This is a genomic window from Robiginitalea biformata HTCC2501 (assembly GCF_000024125.1).
Classification (GTDB): domain Bacteria; phylum Bacteroidota; class Bacteroidia; order Flavobacteriales; family Flavobacteriaceae; genus Robiginitalea; species Robiginitalea biformata.
This window is the reverse complement of the sequence record NC_013222.1, coordinates 1109497-1130170: the sequence shown is the minus strand read 5'-3', so window position 1 is coordinate 1130170 and position 20674 is coordinate 1109497. Positions and strand designations below refer to the sequence as shown.

The following is a 20674-nucleotide window of genomic DNA, read 5'->3' as shown; positions in this document are numbered from 1 at the left end:
CTAAACAACCAGTAACCTCCTACATGCCCTTACTCATTGTATTCGGCGGCATTCTCCTGCTATTCCTGCTGGTGGCCCGCCTCAAACTCAACGCCTTTATTGCATTTATCATCGTCTGCCTGCTCGTCGGATTCGGACAGGGTATGTCCGTGGACGGTGTCATCACCGCCATCCAGAACGGAATTGGCAACACCCTGGGTTTTCTGATCCTGATACTCGGGTTTGGCGCCATGCTCGGCAAGCTGGTGGCAGACAGCGGTGCCGCCCAGCGAATCACCTCGGCCCTGATTGCAAAATTCGGCCGCAGGTATATCCAGTGGGCCGTGGTCCTGACCGGTTTTATCGTGGGAATCCCCATGTTTTATTCGGTGGGCTTCGTGATCCTGGTCCCCCTGGTGTTTACCGTGGCGGCATCCACGCGCCTGCCCCTGCTCTACGTGGGGATTCCCATGCTGGCGTCCCTTTCGGTTACCCACGGCTACCTGCCACCCCACCCCGCCCCCACCGCCATTGTCGGGATGTTCGGGGCCGATTTCGGGAAGACGCTCCTGTACGGTATAATCGTCGCCATCCCCGCAATCGTCGTGGCCGGCCCGCTGCTTTCCCGTACGTTTAAGAATATCCCGGCCTCCCCGATGAAGGAATTCGTCAACCCGGAGATCCTGGAGGAGGACCAGATGCCCGGGATGGGGGTGAGTATCTTCACGGCCCTCCTGCCGGTCCTCCTGATCGCGGTTGCCACCCTGGCGGAATACGTGCTCCCGGAAGGGCATGTGCTATTGAAAATCCTGCAGTTTGCCGGGAACCCGGTAATCGCCATGTTGCTGGCCGTCCTCGTTGCGATTTACACCCTGGGGCTCGCCCGGGGCAAAAGCATGAAGGAGGTGATGGGGACTGCGGCCGAAGGCGTCACGGGCATTACGATGGTGACCCTGGTCATCGCCGGGGCCGGGGCGCTGAAAGAAGTCCTCGTGGACAGCGGGGTAAGCGATTACATCGCGGAGATGCTCAAGGACACCACCATTTCCCCGCTGATCCTCGCCTGGGGGATCGCCACGGTCATCCGTGTATGCGTGGGTTCGGCAACGGTAGCCGGGCTCACAGCTGCGGGGATCGCCATGCCGCTGCTTCAGGGGAGCGGTGTTTCCCCGGAACTGATGGTCCTCGCCATCGGCTCGGGGAGCCTGATGCTTTCCCATGTCAACGACAGCGGTTTCTGGCTGTTTAAGGAATATTTCAACCTGTCCGTCAACGACACGCTGCGCACCTGGACGGTGATGGAAACCACCGTCGGTATCATGGGCCTTCTTGGCGTGCTGGTGCTGAATGCCATTTTATAGTCATCCAAACAATCAAAAATACTACCTCGATGAATCCTAACCCTGCAGAAGTCCTCAAGTCCCTTGAAAATGAACTCCCCCCCGCCCCGCCCCCGGCCGGGTTGTATAAGCCCGTCCTTGAACTGGACGGCTTCCTCTACGTATCCGGGCAGGGGCCCATGCAGAAAGACGGCTCGCTGATGCGCGGCCGGGCGGGAGACGACCTGGACCTCAGCCAGGCTAAGGCCGCCGCCCGGCAGGTGGGCCTGACCATGCTCTCCACCATCCGGACCCATTTTGGGTCGGTAGACCGCATCGACCGGTTGGTGAAGACCCTCGGGATGGTCAATGCCACGCCCGAATTCCCGGACCACCCCCTGGTAATCAACGGGTTCAGCGAACTGATGCAGGAGGTCTTCGGGCCGGACAAAGGCGTGGGGGTCCGAAGCGCCGTGGGGATGATGCTCCCGGGAAACATCCCGGTGGAAGTGGAAGCTGTGTTTAAACTCCGCTGATTTGGCAGCAAACTCCGCAGATATGGCAGCAAACTCCGCAGGCTCAGCAGCTCCCGCCTGGTACGAAATCCAAAACGCCCGGGAAGTCCCCTCCCCGGCCCTGTTGGTGTATCCCGAGCGTATCCGCAGGAACATCGACGCGATGATCCGAATCGCGGGGAGCCCCGACCGCCTCAGGCCCCATATTAAAACGCACAAGACGGCCGAAATCATCCAAATGCAAAGGGGGCGGGGTATCGACCGGTTTAAATGCGCAACCATTGCCGAAGCGGAATTGCTCGGCAGCCTCGGGGCCGGGGATATCCTGCTGGCTTATCAACCCGTCGGCCCGGACCAGGAACGATTATTACGCTTGCAGGCGGCCTACCCCGGGGTGCGGTTTGCAGCCCTCGTGGACCACGAGGAAACCCTGAAAGCATTGGGGGAACTGGCCACCTCCCACAATGCGCAAATCCGCCTTTACCTGGACCTGAATACGGGAATGGACCGCACGGGGATTGTTCCGGGAGCGGCGGCTGCGGCCCTGTACCGAAAAATCGCCGCCCACCCCCACCTGGAAGCCTGCGGGTTGCACGCCTACGACGGCCACAACCGCCAGACCGATACCAGCGAGCGACAGGCGGCCGCGGACAAGGCATTTGAAGGGGTCGCCAAACTGCGGGACCAGTTGGTTTCCGAAGGGTTGGACGTGCCGGCAATCATTGCGGGAGGCTCGCCGAGCTTCCCAATGCACGCCTCCCGGGAAGGCGTGGAACTCAGCCCGGGCACTACATTGCTCTGGGACGCCCGTTACCAAAGCCTCTTTCCGGACATGCCCTTTGAGATAGCGGCCGTATTGCTCACCCGGGTGGTGAGCCACCCCCGGCCGGGTATAGCCTGCCTGGATCTGGGCCACAAAGCCATCGCCCCGGAAATGGACTTTCCCCGTGTCGCATTGCCCGAACTGCCCGGATGCCGACAGGTGGGCCAGAGCGAGGAACACCTGGTCCTGGATTGCGGGGAAGGCGCTGTGCCGGAGATCGGACAGGTCCTTTACGGGTTTCCGATGCACATCTGCCCGACTGTAGCCAAATACCCGGAACTGCTGGTGGTGGAAGACCGGCAGGTGCGGAAGGCCTGGAAAGTTGCTGCCCGGGACTACAAAATTAAAATATAACCATGCTGCTATTCGATATCCACCTGGACCTGGCGATGAATGCCATGGAATGGAACCGGGACCTGACGCGGCCCATTTCGGAAATCCGCCGGCGCGAAGCCGGTTGGGACGATAAACCGGATCGCGGGAAAGGAACCGTCTGCTTCCCGGAAATGATTCGCGGATCTGTGGGCCTTTGCGTGGCTACGCTGATTGCGCGCCATGTAAAACCGGGAAACCCGCTGCCGGGGTGGCATTCCCCGGCCCAGGCCTGGGCCCAGACCCAGGGGCAACTCGCCTGGTACCGCGAAATGGAGCGGCAGGGCCACTTGCGATGTATCACCTCGGCGCAGCTCCTGGACGAACACGTACGCCTCTGGCAAGAGGATTCCGGCGGGCCCATCGGGTACGTACTCAGCCTGGAAGGTGCCGACTCCATCGTGGAGCCCCGGCTCCTGCAACGATCCTACGACATGGGACTCCGGATTGTGGGGCCGGCCCATTACGGCCCCGGCACCTATGCCCGGGGAACGCACGCTGAAGGGGGGCTCGGGCCTGCCGGGCGGGAGTTACTGGCAGAGATGGATCGCCTCGGGATGATCCTGGACGTTACCCACCTGAGCGATGACGGGTTCTGGGAGGCCCTTGAGATGTTTCAGGGGCCCGTTTGGGCGAGCCATTCGAATTCCAGGAAACTCGTCCCGGACCAGCGCCAGTTTGCGGACGACCAGTTTCGCGCCCTGCTCGAACGGGGGGCTGTTATCGGCACGGCCCTGGATGCCTGGATGCTCGTGCCCGGTTGGGTGAAGGGCCAATCGAACCCCCAGAACACCGATGTGGGCCTCCGGCATGTTGCAGATCACCTGGAATACCTGTGCAACCTGGCGGGAAATACCCGACACGCCGCCCTGGGCACGGACCTGGACGGGGGTTTCGGAAAGGAACAGGGGCCTGCAGACCTGGATACGATTGCGGGGCTGCAACAACTGGTCCCCATGCTCACGGAACGAGGGTTTACCCGGGACGATGTGGCGAACATCTTCCACGGCAATGCCATCCGCTTCCTCAAAGAGGCCTGGAAGTAAGCCCCGGCTGGTCGCCTGTCGAATTTAACAGCAATTTATACCGGTCCGGCAAGGTATTTGCTACTTTTACGTTATGCAGTTATAGCTATGCGGAGCCTCTTGATCTTCTTCGTACTCGCGGTATGTTTCGCCACCGGGGCCCTGGCCCAGACGGATGTCCCGCAAACCCGGCGGCTGGATATTTCGGCCGAACCGGACAAGGACGTCAATGCGAGCCCCGAAGGCCTCCCGGCCCCGAACCTCCTCGATAAAAAACCGGAAATCGACCTGGGCCTCTCCGATCGGAAGAACCCGGTCCGGATGCTGCCCGACAGGGACCTGAAGCAAGCCGGCCACGACCTGGTACTGAAACCCAAAATCGGGGAAGCTGAAAAAGGCAGCTCCGGGAAACACTTCGGCGACATGTACCTGGGGGATGTGAAAACCTCGTCAAAATTCGTCGGCATCGTTTGCCGGGACCACGAATTCGTAGACGGCGACCGCGTCCGCATCCTGGTGGACGGGGAGGTGGCCGAGCCGAATATCCTGCTAACCGGGACATTCAAGGGGATCAACCTGGAGCTGGATAAGGGCTTTAACCGGATCGACTTCGAGGCGCTCAACCAGGGGTCTACCGGCCCGAACACCGCACAGGTAGACGTATACGACGACAAGGGCCAGCTGATCTATTCCAACAAGTGGCTGTTGTCTACGGGCTCCAAGGCAAGCCTGATCCTCGTAAAAGACGAATAAGCCTAATCGCCCCGTTGCCCGGGATGATACGTCTCCGCAGCCCGCTCAATCACATCCTCCGGATAATAGGGAACTTCCTTGAATTCCGCCCGCCGGTACATCCCGGCCTGGTCGTCGAAATGCGGGGAGGCCGGATCGCCGCTCTGTCCGCCGGCCAATATGGATTTTGCCCGGACTTTCTCCCCGAATTCCACCACCGCGACAAAACTGTTCCCGCGGGTACCGTAGATTTTTTTGGTATCGTTGTGGTACCGGGCCCCGTAAGCGGCCAGGGCGCCCCACCGCCCGGAGGCAAACCCGATGGGGATACTCGGCAGGCTGTCGTTGAAAGGCTGCCGGACGTCCCCGTTAATGCGCTGGTACCGGTTGACCGTTCCCCAGGGGAGTTCCCAGGTGCCAAAATCCCCCTCCAGCTTTTCGATCACCTCCCGAAAAACTTCCAGGCGTTCCGCAGGCGGGGAGTCCGCCCCGAGGTACTTCACGAATTCCATCCCGCTCATATCCTGCCAGTCACCCTCCGAAATGTGCGCCGGGCGCCGGGCCTTCCAGCTGTACAAATCCCCGTAGAAATGCCCCAGGGTCATAGCCACAGACGCTTCAGAAGTCCGGTAATCCCATTGCCGTAAGGTCCCGATGGGACCCGCGAGATCCGGGTAATCGGAGGCGTGTTCCTCATAAGCGGCCACCAACCCGGGGATGAGGTCTTCAAAGGCGGGCAGGTACGGGTCGTAGGCCAGGGATATCAGGCTGTCCAGCGTATACCCCTTCCGCCCCCTCAATAATTGGATGGCGTGAATGCCCCGGTAATTTTCCTCGTCCCGGGACATATAGCCCGGATAGTCTTCCCGTTTCGGGCTGTACTCCAGGGCCGCTGTAAAGGGCGTGGAATTACAATTCTGGATCCAGCCATTGGCGGGATTGCGGATCAGGATGTTCTCATCCACCGTATGCAACCCCTGCCAGTCCGTAGCCGGATCGCTGCCGTCCACGGGTTCCCGGTAGTTGAACCGGGGGTCGCGCCTTGGGATAAAATTCCCGTGGAAATAAGCGATGTTGCCGTCTGCGTCCGCATACACCGTATTGTTCGACGAGTTTGTCCGGATGTCCATCATCTTGCGAAACCCTTGATACCCGTCCTGTTTTGTTCGGATGAAGGACTGTTGCAGGGCATTCACGGGATCCCACATCATGGCCGTGGCCACGGGCCGGCCTTCGGCAACGTGCGTCAGCGGGCCGTGATGCGTCCGGTAAACCAGGAAGGTCCTCCGGGCAAGGCTGTCCCCGGAACGATAGGCAAGGGCCACCTCCCGCTGTTCCACCGGGCGCAGTTCCTCCCCGTACTGGTAATACAGGCTGTCCCCCACCCGGGTGACGACTTCCCGGAATTCGTCGAGTACATCCGTATAGGTGGAGGTATGCATCCACCCCGTCTTTTCGTTAAATCCCTGGTAGATGAAAAACTGCCCCCAGGTAACTGCTCCGTAAGCGTTCAAGCCTTCTTCGCTAACCATGTGTACCTCGCCGCGGAAGTAAAAGGACGTGTGCGGATTGATCAGCAACATCGCGTGGCCCGAATCGGTGAGTTCCCCGGAAAGGGCAATCCCGTTAGACCCCTGCGGTTCCGATTCGGGTTCCCGCTCCCGGACCTCCTGCCCCGCGGCTTCCTGCTCCCCGGATTCCAGGAAAGCGGCCTCCGGAAATTCCGCCCCTTCTTCGTACCAGGCCCGAATCCGGTCGGTCCGCACCCGTTCGATATCGCCCCCAATAGAGCCCTCGCTGAAATACATGGGCATCCAGGGCTCAAAGCGGGTGAGGAGTTTCGGGGTTACCTCCGGGTGCGTATGCAGGTAGTAATTCACCCCGTCCGCGAAGGCGTCACAAAGGTCGCGTAACCAGGGCGGACTGTTTTCGTAGGCAGCAATCGCTTCTTCCCGGGTCATAAACATCCTGGCCCGCAGGTCGCTGTAGAGCGCTTCCTCCCCTTCTATCTCGGCGAGCCTTCCAATGGCCCAGATATAATTCCGTTCCACCCGGTTGAAGTCGTCCTCGCATTGGGCGTATAGCATTCCGAAGACGGCGTCCGCATCCGTTTTTCCGTAAACGTGCGGGACGCCGAAATCATCCCGGTGGATGGTAATGCGTGACGCCTGTTCTTCCCAGGCGGCCACTTCGGGGTTGGCGGGTTCCTGGCTACAGGATGCCAGCAACAGGGTCAGCAACCCGATGCATGCTGTTCTCATGTCGGTAAAATTTTGACGGAAGATACGGAAATTCGTCAGGGACCCGGTGCCCCGGGGGAGCCGTTCCCGGCACCAACTTCCGAATGGCCGGCTGCAGCCCGCCTGGGGGTCAACTCTCGGGGGCCAGCTCTACTTCCAGGCCGTCCAGGCCTTCATTGAGATGGATTTGACAACCCAGCCGGCTGTTTTCCTCCACATAGAAAGCTTCGGAGAGCATCGCTTCCTCCTCGTCGGATTTCGGCGGCAGGGGGTGGTCGCTTTTTACATAGCACTGGCAGGAGGCGCACATGGCCATGCCCCCGCAGACCCCGATGGTCCCTTCCGGCGCCAGTTCATAGGCCCGGACCAGTTCCATGAGATTCATGTTCATGTCCGTTGGGGCGGTCACCTCGTGGATCTGTCCGTCCCGGTCGGTAATCGTTACGTTAATGTCGCTCATGCTATTGGGTAGGGGTTAGTCTATGGATCGTATCACGGCTTTCGGTGCCTCCTTCTTACTGCCGTCAAAGCCCTGGACACCCCCGACGGTCGTGTACTTCATGACATATCGTTTATCGGGGTGGATCCGCTGGTAGGCGCTCTGGCACATCAGGGTGGCTTCGTGGAAGCCGCAGAGTATGAGTTTGAGTTTGCCCGGGTAGGTATTCACATCCCCGATGGCATAGATGCCGGGGATATTTGTCTGATAGTCCAGCGTATTATCCACCCGGATGGCATTTTTCTCGATCTCCAGGCCCCAGTTGGCAATGGGTCCCAATTTGGGAGAAAGGCCGAACAACGGGATAAAGGCATCCGTCTCAATCCGCGTGTCTCCAGCCGGTTCGGCAGAGCGTCGCACCACGACGGCCTCCAACTTCCCGGAGCCTTCCAGGCGTACCACTTCGGCAGGCGTGATTAACCGGATCCTGCCCTTATTTTTCAGTTCCCGCACCTTTTCCACGGAATCCAGGGCGCCCCGGAATTCATTCCGCCGGTGCACCAGGGTCACGCTGCTCGCAATATCCGCCAGGAAGATGCTCCAGTCCAGGGCCGAATCGCCGCCCCCGGCGATGACCACCTGCTTTCCCCGGTAAATTTCCGGGTCCCGGATCATGTAGGTGAGGCCCTTGCCTTCGTATTCATCCAGGTTTTTCAACAGGGGTTTCCGCGGTTCAAAACTGCCGAGGCCCCCGGCGATGGCCACTACGGGCGCCTGGTGCCGGGTCCCCTCACTGGTGGTCACAATAAAGCTGCCGTCTTCCTGTTTTTCGATGGTTTCGGCCCGCTCCCCCAGGGTAAAACCCGGTTGGAACGGTTCGATTTGTTCCATCAGGTTGTCGACGAGGTCACCTGCGAGCACCTCCGGGAAGCCCGGGATATCGTATATGGGTTTCTTTGGGTAGATTTCGGCCAGCTGCCCCCCGGGTTGCGGCAGGGCATCGATAATATGGCATTTAAGCTGCAGCAGGCCGGCCTCGAATACCGCAAATAGCCCGGTGGGGCCAGCACCGATAATGAGGATATCCGTTTGGATCATGAGATATTGATGACTTGTTCGATTTGAGGGGCGTGTTTTTTAATGGTCATTTCCACACCGCTCTTTAAAGTCATCTGGTTCACGGTACACCCTACACAGGCCCCTTCGAGTCGCACCTTTACCCGGGTGCCGTCTTCTATGCCGACCAGTGAAATATCGCCCCCGTCGCTCTGGAGAAACGGACGGATCTCCTCCAGGGCGGCTTCGATCTTTGAGGTTAATTCTTCTGAAGTCATGTTTAGCTCTTTTTAACGGCTTCGCAGCCGGCCATGGTTGTAATCTCAATCGCCCGGGTAGGGGGCAGGGACTCGTTGCGAGCGACGAGTTCCCGAACGGTACGCCGGGTGAGTTCCTCGAAGGCTTCCCGCGTAGGGGTCCCCTCCTGCAAGGCTGCCGGCCGGCCGACATCCGAGGCTTCCCGGATACCCTGTACCAGCGGGATTTCCCCCAGGAATGGGATATCCAGGTCTTCGGCCAGGTTGCGGGCACCGTGGCGGCCAAATATATAATACTGGTTATCCGGAAGTTCTGCCGGTGTAAAATACGCCATATTTTCCACCAGTCCCAGTACGGGGACCCGGATGGCTTCCTGCCGGAACATGGCCACCCCCTTGCGGGCATCGGCCAGTGCGATCTGCTGGGGGGTACTCACTACCACCGCGCCTGTAATCGGGAGGGATTGCATGATGCTCAGGTGGATATCCCCCGTTCCTGGCGGCAGGTCTACCAGGAGGAAGTCCAGTTCGCCCCAATGGGCGTCGAATATCATTTGGTTCAGCGCCTTGGCGGCCATGGGGCCCCGCCAGATCACCGCCTGGTCGGGTTCGGTAAAGAAGCCGATGGAAAGCACCTTGACGCCGTAATTCTCAACCGGGCGCATCCGGGACTTCCCGGCTACCTCAACGGCCAGGGGCTTCTCGCCCGCCACGTCGAACATAATCGGGATGGAAGGGCCGTAGATATCTGCATCCAGCAGGCCTACCCGGAACCCCATCTGGGCCAGGGTTACCGCCAGGTTGGCCGTTACGGTGGATTTTCCCACGCCCCCTTTGCCGCTGGCCACGGCGATGATATTGTCGATCCCGGGAATCGCTTTGCCCCGAATCGTATTGCCGGCCGGCTTTTTGGCCGGGGCATCCACGGTTACGTTTACTTTGATCTTCGCCTTCTCGTAGACCTCCCGGTGGATGGTTTGCAGAATACTCACTTCTGTCTTTTTCCTGGCCTGGAGGCTCGGGTTTTTTATCGTGATATCCACGACCACTTCATCCCCGAACACCTGGATATTCCGGACGGCCCCGCTTGCCACCATATTCTCGCCTTCCCCGGGGACGGTGATGCCTTCCAGTGCTTTTCGGATTTCTTGTTTGTCGAGTGAAACAGCCATAGATTTATTCAAATTCATTCTAAACAACAAAGATACGGCTTGGAATCCAAACCGAAAAAGGCAAACCCCTTATAAATAAGGCAATGAAAAAGCCCGGGCCTACAGTTCTTCCCCGGGGCCTCCAGTTCTTCCCCCGGGCCTACAGTTCTTCTCCCGGGTCCCAGTAGTGGCGCCGGAAATCCACCACCTGGTTCTCCACTACGCGGACGCCCTCGTTTTCCAGGAGCTGCTGCATAAGGCGGGTCCCCCCGAAATGGTGTTTCCCCGTAAGCAACCCGTTGCGGTTGACCACCCGGTGGGCAGGCACGTCTTCCATCCCGTGCGACTGGTTCATGGCCCAGCCGACGACCCGGGCGCTGCGGGCGGTTCCGAGATAACGGGCAATGGCCCCGTAGGAAGTCACCCGCCCGTAGGGCACCTGGCGGACTACTTCGTAAACGCGCTGAAAAAAATGGGGGTCGCGGTCGCTCATGGGTTCAGGTGTAAAAGACGCGGATCAGGGTGATGACCAGCAGAACTACCATCAATACGGCCAGCACATAGTTGGAGTTCTTCGAAAATGCATTGGTGCGCGAGTCCAGTTTGGTAAAATACACGGTATAGAGGTAGAGGACCGAAAACGTCCCGCATCCCGCCGACAGGATAAAAACCGCGATGTCCCAGAATTTGAAGTCGATCCAGCCGGAAGCGTTCCACATGGCGTTCAGGGCGCTGTAATAGGGGATGGTGAGAAAATTCAGGGAGGCCAGGACCATGCCCTTCAGGTAACTGTTCCGCCGGCGCACCTCCACCATTTGACGGGGGAGGTCTTTTTCCTTTCGCGCCTTGACGAAAAAGTAGATGGCAAAAAAAGCAAAGACCACCAGGGCGGCCTTTTGCAGCCAGACGATGACCTCGGGGTTCCGGTACAGGAACTTGGAAATGAGCACGGCGATATACGCCTGGATCACCACCATGGTGGACACCCCCAGGCTGAAGATGATTCCGTTGGACTTGCCTTTTTCCACACTGATCTTTGCGGCGTTCAGGTTGAGCAACCCGGGGGGCACGGTAGCCATGAAGGCCGCCGAGAATGTGGCAAAAAACAAGGTCAGCATGTGTGTCATAAGGCATCCAGGCTGAAAGCGAGATAGGTGATGGCTTTTCCCCTTTCAAGATACTGTTTTTCGTAAAAAGTCTGGATCCCGGTCGCTTCGGCCGGTGCGCCGGAGTTTTTGTAAATATCGTGGTTGGCATAAAGAACCGGGATCCCCAGCCCCTGCAGCAAGCCCAGGGTATACCCGTGCATGAACTCGCTGTCTGTCTTCAGGTGCACCCGGCCGCCCGGCTCCAACACATCCCGGTAGCGACGCAGGAAATCCGGGTTGGTCATCCGGTGCTTCGTCCGTTTGAATTTGATCTGCGGGTCCGGAAACGTAATCCAGATTTCAGCCACTTCCCCGGGGGCAAATACCCGGTCGATCAGTTCGATATGCGTCCGGAGGAAGCCCGCGTTGGGCAGGGGTTCTTCCAGGGCGGTTTTGGCCCCCCGCCAGATCCTGGCTCCCTTGATGTCCACCCCCAGGTAATTGGTTCCCGGGTTGCGGCGGGCCAATTCCAGGGTATACTCCCCTTTGCCGCAGCCGAGTTCCAGCACAATTGGGTTTTCGTTGCCGAAAAACGCGGACCAGCGGCCCCGGTATTCAAAATCCCCTTTCAGCAGGTTTTCCCGTTCGGGTTGGATGACGTTGGTGAATCGTTCGTTGTCGCGGAAGCGCTTCAGTTTATTCTTACTGCCCACTCAATTGGTCGTTTGGTAGCGCAAAGCTACGAAAACGGGGCCAGAACACTGCCTCAATCCGGGCCCGGGCTGCCCTTGGCCTTTTCAAGGGTAAAGGAGAATTCGGACCCCACGTCCACGTCGCTCTCCACGTAGATTTTTTCGTTGTGGGCTTCTATAATGTGTTTTACAATGGCCAGGCCCAGGCCGCTGCCCCCCTCTTTCCGGCTGCCGCTTTTGTCTACCCGGTAGAAGCGCTCGAAAAGGCGGGTCAGGTGCTGCTCGGCAATCCCCTCCCCGTTGTCGGTGACGCGGATAATGACCTTGTTCTTGATCAGGTTCTCCACGCTTACCTCCGTGGTTCCCTTGGGATACCCGTATTTGATGGAATTGACCACCAGGTTGGTGAGTACCTGCTGGATTTTCTCCTTGTCTGCCCGGACGTAGATGGGGGTGGTGTATTCCATGTCGAAAACGAGGCTGATCTCCTTTCTGGCCGCCTTCATTTCGAGCAGGTCGAACACGCTCTGTATCAGCTCGACAATGTCAAAGGTCTCCCATTCCAGGTGCAGGTCGCCAACCTCCAGCTTGGTAATCAGGTCCAGGTCCTTGATGATATAGATAAGCCGCTCAACCCCCTTGGCCGCCCGGTTCAAATACTTGCGCCTAACCTTTTTGTCGTCCAGGGCGCCGTCCAGCAGCGTATGGATGTAGCCCTGCACGGTGAAGAGGGGGGTTTTCAGCTCGTGGGACACATTGCCCAGGAATTCCTTCCGGTATTCTTCCCGGATCCGCAACGTGTCGATCTCAATTTTCTTGGCACGGGCAAAATTTTCAATCTCTTCGTTCAGGGTGCGCAGGTCCGTGGTGATGGGCCCGGAGGTCAGGGAGGTGGATTCCAAAAGGGATACGTCCTCGTAGATCTGCTCGATGCGACGGTAGATAAAGCGTTCGGCCCGGATCTGGACCACCAGGAACGCAATGCTAAAGACCAGGACAGCCAGCACGGGTAACGCCATCCAATAGGCGTCGATCAAATCCGTCAGGTAGAGGAGGATCCCGGCTGACAGTATCAGAAACAACGTAATATAGAAGGCGGAACGAAGGGAAAAACGATAGGACCTGCGGAGCTTGGTGGCCATTATTCGACGAACTTATACCCCACGCCTTTGACGGTCTTGAAATGCGATTCCCCGATTTTCTCGCGGAGCTTCCGGATGTGCACGTCGATGGTTCGCCCGCCCACGACCACTTCCTGGCCCCAGACCTTGTCCAGGATTACCTCCCGCTTAAATACCTTGTCCGGCTTGGAGGCCAGCAGCGCCAGCAATTCAAATTCCTTCCGGGGCAATGTGAGTTCCTCTCCCTTATTGACCACCTTGTACTCTTCCCGGTTGATGACCAGTTTGCCCACCTTGAGGATGTCCTCCCCGGAGCCTTCCTGATTTTTGAGCCGGCGCAGCAGCGCCTTGACCTTGCTGATAAACACCTTGGGCTTGATGGGCTTGGTGATGTAGTCGTCCGCCCCGGCATCGAATCCGGCAACCTGGGAATAATCTTCATTCCGGGCCGTGAGGAAAGCGATGATACTGTCCTGCAGGCCTTTGGTCTTGCGGATGATCTCGCAGGCCTCGATGCCGTCCATTTCGGGCATCATCACATCGAGTATGATCAGGTGGGGATTCTTTTTCCGCGCCTTTTCGACGCCTTCTGCCCCGTTCCTGGCCGTATACACCTGATAGCCCTCGGAAGTGAGGTTGTAGCTGAGGATTTCCAGAATATCGGGTTCGTCGTCGACGAGTAGAATTTTGATATCCTGATTTTTCATGGTGCCGCGGTTTGGTTGAACGAGTTCCAAAAATATAACAAAAGCGCTAGTTTAAAGGTAGCTTAACGCCAATTTAATACAGCTAACAATTCGATAACATACCGCCGGCCTTTCGTGTTAAAGTGTACAGGGATAGCGCATTTCGTCGAAAAATTTCGATCTTTAGGGAAGCTGCAGGGCAATCGCAGGGCAAAACTGCTATCTTTGTGGCATGTGGTTTGCGAGCCTCTGAGTATGAAGCACTTTTACACCTTTATTTTACTGCTTTTTGTTACTGCCGGATTCTCCCAGGAGGTGAATAACCGGGGGGATATTGAGGGCTTCAAACTGTACCCGAACCCCGTTACACAGGGTAAAGTACAGATCGTAACCGCTTCGAATGCTCCCAAGACCGTGCATATCTACAATGTCCTGGGCACCCCGGTCCTGAAGACGACCATCCTGGGCTCGGAACTGAACCTCACCGGCCTCGATGCAGGGGTATACCTCATCCAGGTATATGAGCGCGACAAAGTCGCCACCCGCAAACTGATCGTTAAATAAGACGGATTCCCCTCCCTCCACCGGTAGCTTACCCCCTGAAAGCCAGTCGTTAAAATTGCTGTTTTTATCGACGAACGGCATGGCCCCTTTTCTTTACCTACAAAAATGCCCCCTTCACAACAAATTATCCCCGATAGGCCCCTGAGCCCTTATATTTAAACTGTTGATCCCAAATCAATACCATCCTGATGAAGCAAATCTACCTACTGCTGTTCTTCATGGGAACATTCGGCCTCGCCGCCCAACAGACCGATGCGGTCGCGGGATCGGGGGAGGCGCGCATCCGGCTGCACCCCAACCCGGCTACCGCCAATGTGGTGTATATCGAATCGGACTCCGCGGCACCTAAAACCGTCCGCGTTTACGACCTCTTTGGAAAAGTAGTACTGGAAAGGCGGCTCAGCGGAGATGCACTGGCCATCGACCTGTTGGTTCCGGGGGTGTATATGGTCCGGGTTGAGCAAAAAGGCCGGTACGCCACCAAAAAACTGGTGGTACGCTAGCGTATCCCTTCCCGGGTACCGGAATCCCGTCATCCCCGCATGCCGCAGCGGCAATTGTATTATTTTTGCCGCAAGCCGGCAACCCATGGAAGCATATGATTTCTTTGAGATATCCTCCAGAGAGGCGTTTGAGCAGGCCGCCCTGGAAGTGTTCCGCGCACAGTTCCGCACCGTGCCGGTATACGGGGAATTCTGCCGCCATCTCGGCCGGACGCCCGGGGAAGTGACGCAGGCAGAAGACATCCCCTTCCTCCCGATCGAATTTTTCAAAAGCCATAAAGTCCTGCGCCGCGGGGCAACCGAAACTGTCGTTTTCCAAAGCAGCGGCACCACCGACAGCGGGCTCAGCCGGCATTTTGTGCCCGATTTGTCGCTCTACGCATCCTCCTATACCCGGGGATTTGAATATTTTTTCGGCCCTGTCTCCGATTGGTGTATCCTCGCCCTGTTGCCCTCGTATCAGGAACGTCCCGGTTCGTCCCTGATATACATGGTAGAGGGTTTGATCCGGGCCGGTGCCCGGGAAGGCAGCGGTTTCCTCAATGGGGACGCAGACGGGATTGCCGCCCGGATTCGGGAGGCAGACCGGGCGCACGACCGGGTGCTGCTGATCGGGGTTTCCTTTGCCCTGCTCGACCTGGCCGAATCCCATCCGATGGAGCTCTCCGGAACCACGGTCATGGAGACCGGGGGTATGAAGGGCCGGCGAAAGGAATTGATCCGGCAGGAATTGCACGGGCGCCTGTGCAGGGGCCTGGGGCTTGAGCGGGTCCATTCGGAATACGGGATGACCGAATTGCTGTCCCAGGCCTATTCTTCCGGCCGGGGCATCTTCCAGTGTCCGCCCTGGATGCAGGTGCGAATCCGGGATACGGAAGATCCGCTGAGCCCGGTAACCCCCGGGAGAACCGGGGGGATCAATGTCATCGACCTCGCCAACTGGCATTCCTGTTCGTTCATCGCCACCCAGGATCTGGGCAGGCATCTCCCCGATGACCAGGGTTTTGAAGTGCTCGGCCGGTTCGACCATTCGGATATCCGGGGTTGTAACCTGCTCGCCATCGGCCGGTAAGCAGGGAAAAAGAAGCAAATCCTGCCAATTTCGCGGCAGGTGGGGGCGCCCGGGATGCTGCTTTGGCTCAGTCCGTATCGGCTACGAGTACAAAATAATTCTTCTTGCCCCGCTGAAGTAAAACAAATTTCCCGCTGATCAGGTCTTTTTCGGTAATCGTGTAAGAGTCGTCTACCTTGGCCTTATTGACGGAGATGGCATTTTGTTTGAGTTCCCGCAGCGCCTCCCCGTTCGATTTGAGGAACCCGGTGCGGGCCGACAGGGCCGCCACCATGTCGAGTCCCGATTCGATATCGCCGATTGGCAGGTGGCATTGCGGTACGCCCTCAAACACCTCCATAAATGTTTCCTCCCCCAGGGATCGGAGCGACTCAGCAGTCGATTTCCCGAAGAGGATGGAACTGGCCGTCACGGCGTTCTCCAGGTCTTGCCGGGAATGGACCATGGTAGTGAGTTCCTCGGCCAGGCGTCGTTGCAGCTCCCTTTTATGCGGGGCCTCCCGGTGTTCCGCCACCAGCCCTTCGATCTCCTCCCGGCTGAGGAAGGTGAAAATCTTGATGTATTTCTCGGCATCCTCATCCGAGGTGTTCAACCAGTACTGGTAGAATTTATACGGGCTTGTCTTATGGGCGTCCAGCCAGACGTTCCCGGATTCGGTCTTCCCGAATTTCGTGCCGTCCGCCTTGGTGATCAACGGACAGGTCAGGGCATACCCCTTCCCCCCGTCGATCCGGCGGATCAGCTCGGTCCCTGTGGTAATATTCCCCCACTGGTCGCTGCCCCCCATCTGGAGCGTGCAATTGTATTTCCGGTACAGGTGCAGAAAATCGTACCCCTGGACGAGTTGGTAGGTAAATTCCGTAAAAGACATGCCCTCGCCGGATTCGTCCGAGACGCGTTTCTTGACGGAGTCCTTGGCCATCATGTAGTTTACCGTGATGTGCTTGCCAACGTCCCGGATAAAATCCAGGAACGTGATATCCTTCATCCAGTCGTAGTTGTTCACCAGGACCGCGGCGTTTTCGGCATCGCTTTCAAAGTCCAGGAACCGGGAAAGCTGCATCTTGATGGCTTCCTGGTTCATCCTAAGGGTCGTTTCGTCCAGCAGGTTTCGTTCGGCGGATTTCCCCGAGGGGTCCCCGATCATCCCGGTAGCTCCCCCTACCAGGCCAATGGGCTTGTGCCCGGCCATCTGGAAATGCCGGAGCATCATCACCCCTACCAGGTGCCCGATATGGAGCGAGTCCGCCGTCGGGTCGATTCCCACATAGGCCGCCTGCATGCCGGAGAGCAAATGTTCTTCCGTACCCGGCATGACGTCGTGGAGCATCCCGCGCCATTCCAATTCCTTTACAAAGTTAGTCGCCATGTACCTGAATTTTCGGAGCAAATATAGTTAAAACAGGGCGCTCCCGTTGTGAATCAAAGGATATATCGGGGCAGATTCCCTAATTTAGGCGCATGGATTTAGTGACTGGCGGAACGGGTCTGGTGGGGAGTCATTTGCTGATGGAATTGGCCCGGGCCGGGCGCCCGGTCCGGGCCATCCACCGGGCCGGCAGCGACCTGCAGCGGGTACGCAGGCTCTTTGCCTGGTACGGCCCGGAACTGGCCATGGCCTGGGACGCCATCCAATGGGTGGAAGCGGAACTCTCGGACCTGCCGGCCCTGGAAGCCGCCCTGGCCGGGGCCAGCCGCGTCTACCACTGTGCCGGGCTGATCTCCTTCGACCCGTCGGACCGGAACCAACTCCTGAAAACAAACTTCGAGGGGACCCGCAATGTGGTAAACTGCTGTCTGGGGCTCGGGATCAAACAGCTCTGCCACGTCAGCTCAATTGCCACCATCGGGGGCAAGTTGGGATCCGGCAAGGAGGAAGACCCCTGGGACCCGCAGCGCACGAACGTCTATGCCACCAGTAAATACCTGGCGGAGATGGAGGCCTGGCGGGGCGGGCAGGAAGGCCTGGAGGTTGCCATCGTCAACCCCGGGGTGGTCCTGGGTCCCGGATCCTACGACTCGGGCAGCGGGCGCCTGATTGCTGCAGCAGGGAATGGCCTGCGCTACTATCCCCCCGGAGGTACGGGCTTTGTCGGGGTCGGCGATGTAGTCCGCGCCATGATATTGCTCATGGACGGCGGGCATTTCAACAACCGATACCTGTTGGTGGGCAACAACCTCTCCTATCGGGAGATCCTTGGTCAAATCGCCGGGGTGCTAGAGGTCCGGGCACCTGAGAAACCCCTGAAATACTGGCAGATGAACTTCCTGAGGCCACTGGATTGGCTGGCGTCGCATATTTCCGGGCGTAAGCGCAGGCTCACCGGGGCGCAAATCCGATCATTCAGGAACCCGAAGCAATTCGACAACGGGAAAATCCTGAAAACCCTCGGGGGCTTTCAGTTCACAGACATCCGGGATATCCTGGAAATTTGCGGCAGGCATTACCGCGAAACGGCCAATAGTTAAAGGGAATCCTTCTCAGACTTCCCGGAAACGGCTTCCCTGCCCGCCTCATTGCCCTTCCGGATTACCTCCCCGATACTGTCGCGTTCCCGCGACAGGCGGTCGGCCACTTCCTGGTAGATGCGTTCATAGGCTGCGGGCCGGGAGGCATAGTAGAAATCGCTTTTGGCAAATTGCAGGCTGTCCACCCCGTGTTTTTCATAGACCCAGGTAACGGGCTCGATTCCGTTTCGATCCAGGGTTCCCCGGTAGGTCCCGTCAATGGCTTCCATGATGGCCAGGTCGTAGAGGATGGCACTCATGCGCTCCGGAGGTATCAGGTTATCGGGTTTCTCGACAAGTTCCTGCCTGCAGCCGGGCAACAAGATCAACAATAAGATGGGAAAGAGGTAGCGCATCATCGGTTGAATGTAAGTCTTCTGGCGTTTCGCTTTTCAGAAACCCTGCCCAATTCATAGGCCGGGTGCCCATTCACGAACGTATACATAACCCGGGTCCGGAATGGCTGACCCTCAAAGGGCGACCAGCCGCATTTGTACAGGATATTGGCCGGGCCTACCCGCCAGGGGTCGTCTTCTGCAACGGCCGCCAGGTCGGCGTAATACCCTTCGCGCAGGTAGCCCCTGCGATCGATGTCGAACAGGATGGCCGGGTTGTGGCACATTTTTTCCACCACCTTCCCGATCGAAATCCTGCCGTCCAGGACTTTCTCCATCAGGGCCGGCAGAGCGTGCTGTACGAGCGGCCCCCCGGATGGGGCGGAGGTATACGGGTTTTTCTTTTCTTCCAGCGTATGGGGCGCGTGGTCGGTGGCAATGATATCGATGCGGTCGTCCAGCAGTGCTTCCCATAACCGGGAGCGGTCCTGGGTCGATTTGACTGCGGGGTTCCATTTGATCAGCGTGCCCTTGTCCCGGTAATCGTCGGAGGAAAACCAGAGGTGGTGGATGCACACCTCGGCCGTGATCTGCTTCTCCGAGAGCGGGATGTCGTTGCGGAACAGGTCGGTTTCGCGCCCGGTGGACAGGTGGAAGACATGCAGGCGGGCCCCGGTTTTCCTGGCGAGCTCAATCGCCCGCGAGGATGAGAGGTAGCAGGCCTCTTCGCTGCGGATGATCGGGTGGAGTTCCACAGGGATGTCGTCCCCGTATTGCTCCTTGTAATACGCAAGGTTTTTGCGGATCGTCTCTTCGTCCTCGCAATGGGCGGAAATGACCATGTCCGTATTGCGGAAGATCTGTTCCAGCACTTTTTCGTCATCCACGAGCATATTCCCGGTAGAAGACCCCAGGAATAACTTGACGCCCGAACAGCTTTTCGGGTCGAGCCGCTTGAGTTCCTCCAGGTTGTCGTTCGTACCCCCGAATAGGAAGCTGTAATTGGCATGGGAGGAGGCCCGGGCAAGGGCAAACTTCTCCTCGAGTTTTTCCAGGGTGGTGGTCTGGGGCACCGTATTGGGCTGTTCCATAAAAGAAGTGATCCCCCCGGCAACCGCTGCGCGGCTCTCCGAGGCGATGTCCCCCTTATGGGTCAGGCCGGGTTCGCGAAAATGCACCTGATCGTCGATCAGGCCGGGCAGCAGCCAGGCCCCCCGCATGTCGATAATCGTAGCACCCCCGGCAGTGATCTGCGGGCCGATGCGTTCGATATAGGGTCCGTGGATCAGCAGGTCACCCTCGGTGATCCGGCCTTCGTTGACCATGCGGACGTTGGTAAGGAGGTATTTCTTCATCTATAATCCGTTCTTTCTAAACAGGCTCCGGACCTTCATGCTGATCACGCCGAACACGGCTTCCCAGACGATGGTCTTGCTCATTTTGGACTGTCCGCGCTCCCGGTCCGTAAACACGATAGACACTTCCTGAATTTGGAATTTCCGCAGGTATGCGCGGAACTTCATCTCTATCTGGAAGGCGTATCCGACAAAACGCACCTGGTCCAGGTCGATGGCTTCGAGTACCCGGCGGTGGTAACAGATAAACCCTGCCGTGGGGTCGTCCACTTTCATCCCGGTGATCAATTTGACGTAGAAGGAAGCCCCGTAAGACAGCAGTACCCGGTGGAGCGGCCAGTTCACCACATTCACCCCCTTTTTATACCGAGAGCCAATGGCCATATCCGCACCGTCCAGGCAGGCCCGATGCAGGCGGGGCAGGTCCCCGGGACGGTGGGAAAAATCCGCATCCATCTCAAAGATATAGGCGTAGTCCCTTTTGAGGGCCCATTTAAATCCGTGGATATAGGCTGTTCCCAGGCCCGCTTTCCCCTGCCGCTCTTCCAGGTGCAGACGCCCCGGGAACTCGGCTTGCATTTCGCGGACTTTACCGGCCGTACCGTCCGGGGAAGCATCGTCCACGATCAGCACATCGTAAGGCTTCGGCAGACCGAATACAGCCCGGACGATCGCTTCGACATTCTCTATTTCGTTGTAGGTGGGGATAATCACCAGCCCGTCAGTCATGGAATCCCGGGTTTTGGGCAAAAATACCAATTTTAGAGGCGCGGGGACAACACGGCCGGAATTTTGTGGGTTCGGCCCGCCGGGGCCGTTGCCCATATTTTGTAACTTTGGCC

At 58.2% G+C, this 20674-nt stretch carries 23 protein-coding genes; 9 read left to right on the top strand and 14 right to left on the bottom strand.

The window, feature by feature from the left end:
* The first annotated feature begins 23 nt into the window (after positions 1-23).
* The 5 genes from RB2501_RS05055 to RB2501_RS05035 all read left to right on the top strand — a co-directional run bounded on the left by RB2501_RS05055 (position 24) and on the right by RB2501_RS05035 (position 4786).
* Complete coding sequence (locus RB2501_RS05055; RefSeq protein WP_015753679.1) at positions 24-1340, top strand: gluconate:H+ symporter; 1317 nt, start codon at positions 24-26, stop codon at positions 1338-1340.
* A 29-nt stretch (positions 1341-1369) separates the two neighbouring features.
* Positions 1370-1834 (top strand): RidA family protein, encoded by a 465-nt coding sequence (locus tag RB2501_RS05050; RefSeq protein ID WP_015753678.1) that lies wholly within the window; start codon positions 1370-1372, stop codon positions 1832-1834.
* 22 nt (positions 1835-1856) lie between these two features.
* Entirely contained in the window at positions 1857-2990 is a 1134-nt protein-coding gene (locus RB2501_RS05045; RefSeq protein WP_015753677.1) for a D-TA family PLP-dependent enzyme, read from the top strand.
* Positions 2991-2992: 2 nt separating this feature from the next.
* A complete protein-coding gene (locus tag RB2501_RS05040; protein ID WP_015753676.1) occupies positions 2993-4054 on the top strand; it encodes a dipeptidase in 1062 nt (353 codons plus the stop codon).
* Between the two features lie 87 nt (positions 4055-4141).
* On the top strand, positions 4142-4786 hold the full coding sequence (locus tag RB2501_RS05035; RefSeq protein ID WP_015753675.1) for a hypothetical protein: 645 nt from the start codon (positions 4142-4144) through the stop codon (positions 4784-4786).
* A 2-nt stretch (positions 4787-4788) separates the two neighbouring features.
* Here RB2501_RS05035 and RB2501_RS05030 read toward each other — a convergent pair whose 3' ends face one another.
* The 10 genes from RB2501_RS05030 to RB2501_RS04985 all read right to left on the bottom strand — a co-directional run bounded on the left by RB2501_RS05030 (position 4789) and on the right by RB2501_RS04985 (position 13516).
* On the bottom strand, positions 4789-7026 hold the full coding sequence (locus RB2501_RS05030; protein ID WP_041327000.1) for a penicillin acylase family protein: 2238 nt from the start codon (positions 7024-7026) through the stop codon (positions 4789-4791).
* 109 nt (positions 7027-7135) lie between these two features.
* Positions 7136-7465: a 2Fe-2S iron-sulfur cluster-binding family protein gene (locus RB2501_RS05025; RefSeq protein WP_015753673.1), complete on the bottom strand. Its 330-nt coding sequence runs from the start codon at positions 7463-7465 to the stop codon at positions 7136-7138.
* A gap of 15 nt (positions 7466-7480) precedes the next feature.
* Entirely contained in the window at positions 7481-8542 is a 1062-nt protein-coding gene (locus RB2501_RS05020) for an NAD(P)/FAD-dependent oxidoreductase (RefSeq protein WP_015753672.1), read from the bottom strand.
* Positions 8539-8778 (bottom strand): NifU family protein, encoded by a 240-nt coding sequence (locus RB2501_RS05015; protein ID WP_015753671.1) that lies wholly within the window; start codon positions 8776-8778, stop codon positions 8539-8541. Before RB2501_RS05015 ends, RB2501_RS05020 begins: the two co-directional genes overlap by 4 nt.
* Positions 8779-8780: 2 nt before the next feature.
* Positions 8781-9929 (bottom strand): Mrp/NBP35 family ATP-binding protein, encoded by a 1149-nt coding sequence (locus RB2501_RS05010; RefSeq protein WP_015753670.1) that lies wholly within the window; start codon positions 9927-9929, stop codon positions 8781-8783.
* A gap of 139 nt (positions 9930-10068) precedes the next feature.
* Complete coding sequence (locus tag RB2501_RS05005) at positions 10069-10401, bottom strand: MGMT family protein (protein WP_015753669.1); 333 nt, start codon at positions 10399-10401, stop codon at positions 10069-10071.
* Positions 10402-10405: 4 nt separating this feature from the next.
* Positions 10406-11035, bottom strand: a complete 630-nt coding sequence (locus RB2501_RS05000) for a LysE family translocator (protein WP_041326999.1) — start codon at positions 11033-11035, stop codon at positions 10406-10408.
* Positions 11032-11709, bottom strand: a complete 678-nt coding sequence (trmB, locus tag RB2501_RS04995; RefSeq protein WP_015753667.1) for a tRNA (guanosine(46)-N7)-methyltransferase TrmB — start codon at positions 11707-11709, stop codon at positions 11032-11034. Before trmB ends, RB2501_RS05000 begins: the two co-directional genes overlap by 4 nt.
* Positions 11710-11762: 53 nt before the next feature.
* Positions 11763-12830 carry a sensor histidine kinase gene (locus RB2501_RS04990; RefSeq protein ID WP_015753666.1) on the bottom strand — a complete coding sequence of 356 codons (1068 nt, stop codon included), beginning with the start codon at positions 12828-12830 and terminating at the stop codon, positions 11763-11765.
* Positions 12830-13516 (bottom strand): response regulator transcription factor, encoded by a 687-nt coding sequence (locus RB2501_RS04985; RefSeq protein ID WP_015753665.1) that lies wholly within the window; start codon positions 13514-13516, stop codon positions 12830-12832. The genes RB2501_RS04990 and RB2501_RS04985 overlap by 1 nt, the downstream gene beginning before the upstream one ends.
* Before the next feature lie 234 nt (positions 13517-13750).
* Between RB2501_RS04985 and RB2501_RS04980 the strand changes: the two genes are divergently transcribed.
* From RB2501_RS04980 to RB2501_RS04970, 3 genes are all read left to right on the top strand, one after another.
* Complete coding sequence (locus RB2501_RS04980; protein ID WP_015753664.1) at positions 13751-14059, top strand: T9SS type A sorting domain-containing protein; 309 nt, start codon at positions 13751-13753, stop codon at positions 14057-14059.
* A gap of 188 nt (positions 14060-14247) precedes the next feature.
* The gene (locus RB2501_RS04975) at positions 14248-14562 is read left to right on the top strand and encodes a T9SS type A sorting domain-containing protein (RefSeq protein ID WP_015753663.1); all 315 of its coding nucleotides are present in this window, start codon (positions 14248-14250) and stop codon (positions 14560-14562) included.
* 85 nt (positions 14563-14647) lie between these two features.
* A complete protein-coding gene (locus RB2501_RS04970) occupies positions 14648-15634 on the top strand; it encodes a long-chain-fatty-acid--protein ligase (protein WP_015753662.1) in 987 nt (328 codons plus the stop codon).
* Positions 15635-15701: 67 nt separating this feature from the next.
* On the opposite strand, the gene tyrS is transcribed toward RB2501_RS04970, so the two are convergent.
* The gene (tyrS, locus tag RB2501_RS04965) at positions 15702-17003 is read right to left on the bottom strand and encodes a tyrosine--tRNA ligase (RefSeq protein ID WP_015753661.1); all 1302 of its coding nucleotides are present in this window, start codon (positions 17001-17003) and stop codon (positions 15702-15704) included.
* Between the two features lie 92 nt (positions 17004-17095).
* On the opposite strand from tyrS, the gene RB2501_RS04960 reads away from it, so the two are divergent.
* On the top strand, positions 17096-18103 hold the full coding sequence (locus tag RB2501_RS04960) for an NAD-dependent epimerase/dehydratase family protein (protein WP_015753660.1): 1008 nt from the start codon (positions 17096-17098) through the stop codon (positions 18101-18103).
* On the opposite strand, the gene RB2501_RS04955 is transcribed toward RB2501_RS04960, so the two are convergent.
* The 3 genes from RB2501_RS04955 to RB2501_RS04945 are packed head-to-tail and all read right to left on the bottom strand — an operon-like array spanning position 18100 to position 20561.
* Positions 18100-18501 (bottom strand): DUF4296 domain-containing protein, encoded by a 402-nt coding sequence (locus RB2501_RS04955; protein ID WP_015753659.1) that lies wholly within the window; start codon positions 18499-18501, stop codon positions 18100-18102. The genes RB2501_RS04960 and RB2501_RS04955 overlap by 4 nt on opposite strands.
* A complete protein-coding gene (locus tag RB2501_RS04950) occupies positions 18498-19832 on the bottom strand; it encodes a dihydroorotase (protein ID WP_015753658.1) in 1335 nt (444 codons plus the stop codon). Before RB2501_RS04950 ends, RB2501_RS04955 begins: the two co-directional genes overlap by 4 nt.
* Entirely contained in the window at positions 19833-20561 is a 729-nt protein-coding gene (locus RB2501_RS04945; RefSeq protein WP_041327510.1) for a polyprenol monophosphomannose synthase, read from the bottom strand.
* Between the last annotated feature and the right edge of the window lie 113 nt (positions 20562-20674).

What these genes read in the sequence shown, in the direction of transcription:
- RB2501_RS05055 (WP_015753679.1), top strand. Translation starts at nt 24, where the DNA reads ATGCCCTTACTCATTGTATTCGGCGGCATTCTCCTGCTATTCCTGCTG.
- RB2501_RS05050 (WP_015753678.1), top strand. Translation starts at nt 1,370, where the DNA reads ATGAATCCTAACCCTGCAGAAGTCCTCAAGTCCCTTGAAAATGAACTC.
- RB2501_RS05045 (WP_015753677.1), top strand. Translation starts at nt 1,857, where the DNA reads ATGGCAGCAAACTCCGCAGGCTCAGCAGCTCCCGCCTGGTACGAAATC.
- RB2501_RS05040 (WP_015753676.1), top strand. Translation starts at nt 2,993, where the DNA reads ATGCTGCTATTCGATATCCACCTGGACCTGGCGATGAATGCCATGGAA.
- RB2501_RS05035 (WP_015753675.1), top strand. Translation starts at nt 4,142, where the DNA reads ATGCGGAGCCTCTTGATCTTCTTCGTACTCGCGGTATGTTTCGCCACC.
- RB2501_RS05030 (WP_041327000.1), bottom strand. Translation starts at nt 7,026, where the DNA reads ATGAGAACAGCATGCATCGGGTTGCTGACCCTGTTGCTGGCATCCTGT.
- RB2501_RS05025 (WP_015753673.1), bottom strand. Translation starts at nt 7,465, where the DNA reads ATGAGCGACATTAACGTAACGATTACCGACCGGGACGGACAGATCCAC.
- RB2501_RS05020 (WP_015753672.1), bottom strand. Translation starts at nt 8,542, where the DNA reads ATGATCCAAACGGATATCCTCATTATCGGTGCTGGCCCCACCGGGCTA.
- RB2501_RS05015 (WP_015753671.1), bottom strand. Translation starts at nt 8,778, where the DNA reads ATGACTTCAGAAGAATTAACCTCAAAGATCGAAGCCGCCCTGGAGGAG.
- RB2501_RS05010 (WP_015753670.1), bottom strand. Translation starts at nt 9,929, where the DNA reads ATGGCTGTTTCACTCGACAAACAAGAAATCCGAAAAGCACTGGAAGGC.
- RB2501_RS05005 (WP_015753669.1), bottom strand. Translation starts at nt 10,401, where the DNA reads ATGAGCGACCGCGACCCCCATTTTTTTCAGCGCGTTTACGAAGTAGTC.
- RB2501_RS05000 (WP_041326999.1), bottom strand. Translation starts at nt 11,035, where the DNA reads ATGACACACATGCTGACCTTGTTTTTTGCCACATTCTCGGCGGCCTTC.
- RB2501_RS04990 (WP_015753666.1), bottom strand. Translation starts at nt 12,830, where the DNA reads ATGGCCACCAAGCTCCGCAGGTCCTATCGTTTTTCCCTTCGTTCCGCC.
- RB2501_RS04985 (WP_015753665.1), bottom strand. Translation starts at nt 13,516, where the DNA reads ATGAAAAATCAGGATATCAAAATTCTACTCGTCGACGACGAACCCGAT.
- RB2501_RS04980 (WP_015753664.1), top strand. Translation starts at nt 13,751, where the DNA reads ATGAAGCACTTTTACACCTTTATTTTACTGCTTTTTGTTACTGCCGGA.
- RB2501_RS04975 (WP_015753663.1), top strand. Translation starts at nt 14,248, where the DNA reads ATGAAGCAAATCTACCTACTGCTGTTCTTCATGGGAACATTCGGCCTC.
- RB2501_RS04970 (WP_015753662.1), top strand. Translation starts at nt 14,648, where the DNA reads ATGGAAGCATATGATTTCTTTGAGATATCCTCCAGAGAGGCGTTTGAG.
- tyrS (WP_015753661.1), bottom strand. Translation starts at nt 17,003, where the DNA reads ATGGCGACTAACTTTGTAAAGGAATTGGAATGGCGCGGGATGCTCCAC.
- RB2501_RS04960 (WP_015753660.1), top strand. Translation starts at nt 17,096, where the DNA reads ATGGATTTAGTGACTGGCGGAACGGGTCTGGTGGGGAGTCATTTGCTG.
- RB2501_RS04955 (WP_015753659.1), bottom strand. Translation starts at nt 18,501, where the DNA reads ATGATGCGCTACCTCTTTCCCATCTTATTGTTGATCTTGTTGCCCGGC.
- RB2501_RS04950 (WP_015753658.1), bottom strand. Translation starts at nt 19,832, where the DNA reads ATGAAGAAATACCTCCTTACCAACGTCCGCATGGTCAACGAAGGCCGG.
- RB2501_RS04945 (WP_041327510.1), bottom strand. Translation starts at nt 20,561, where the DNA reads ATGACTGACGGGCTGGTGATTATCCCCACCTACAACGAAATAGAGAAT.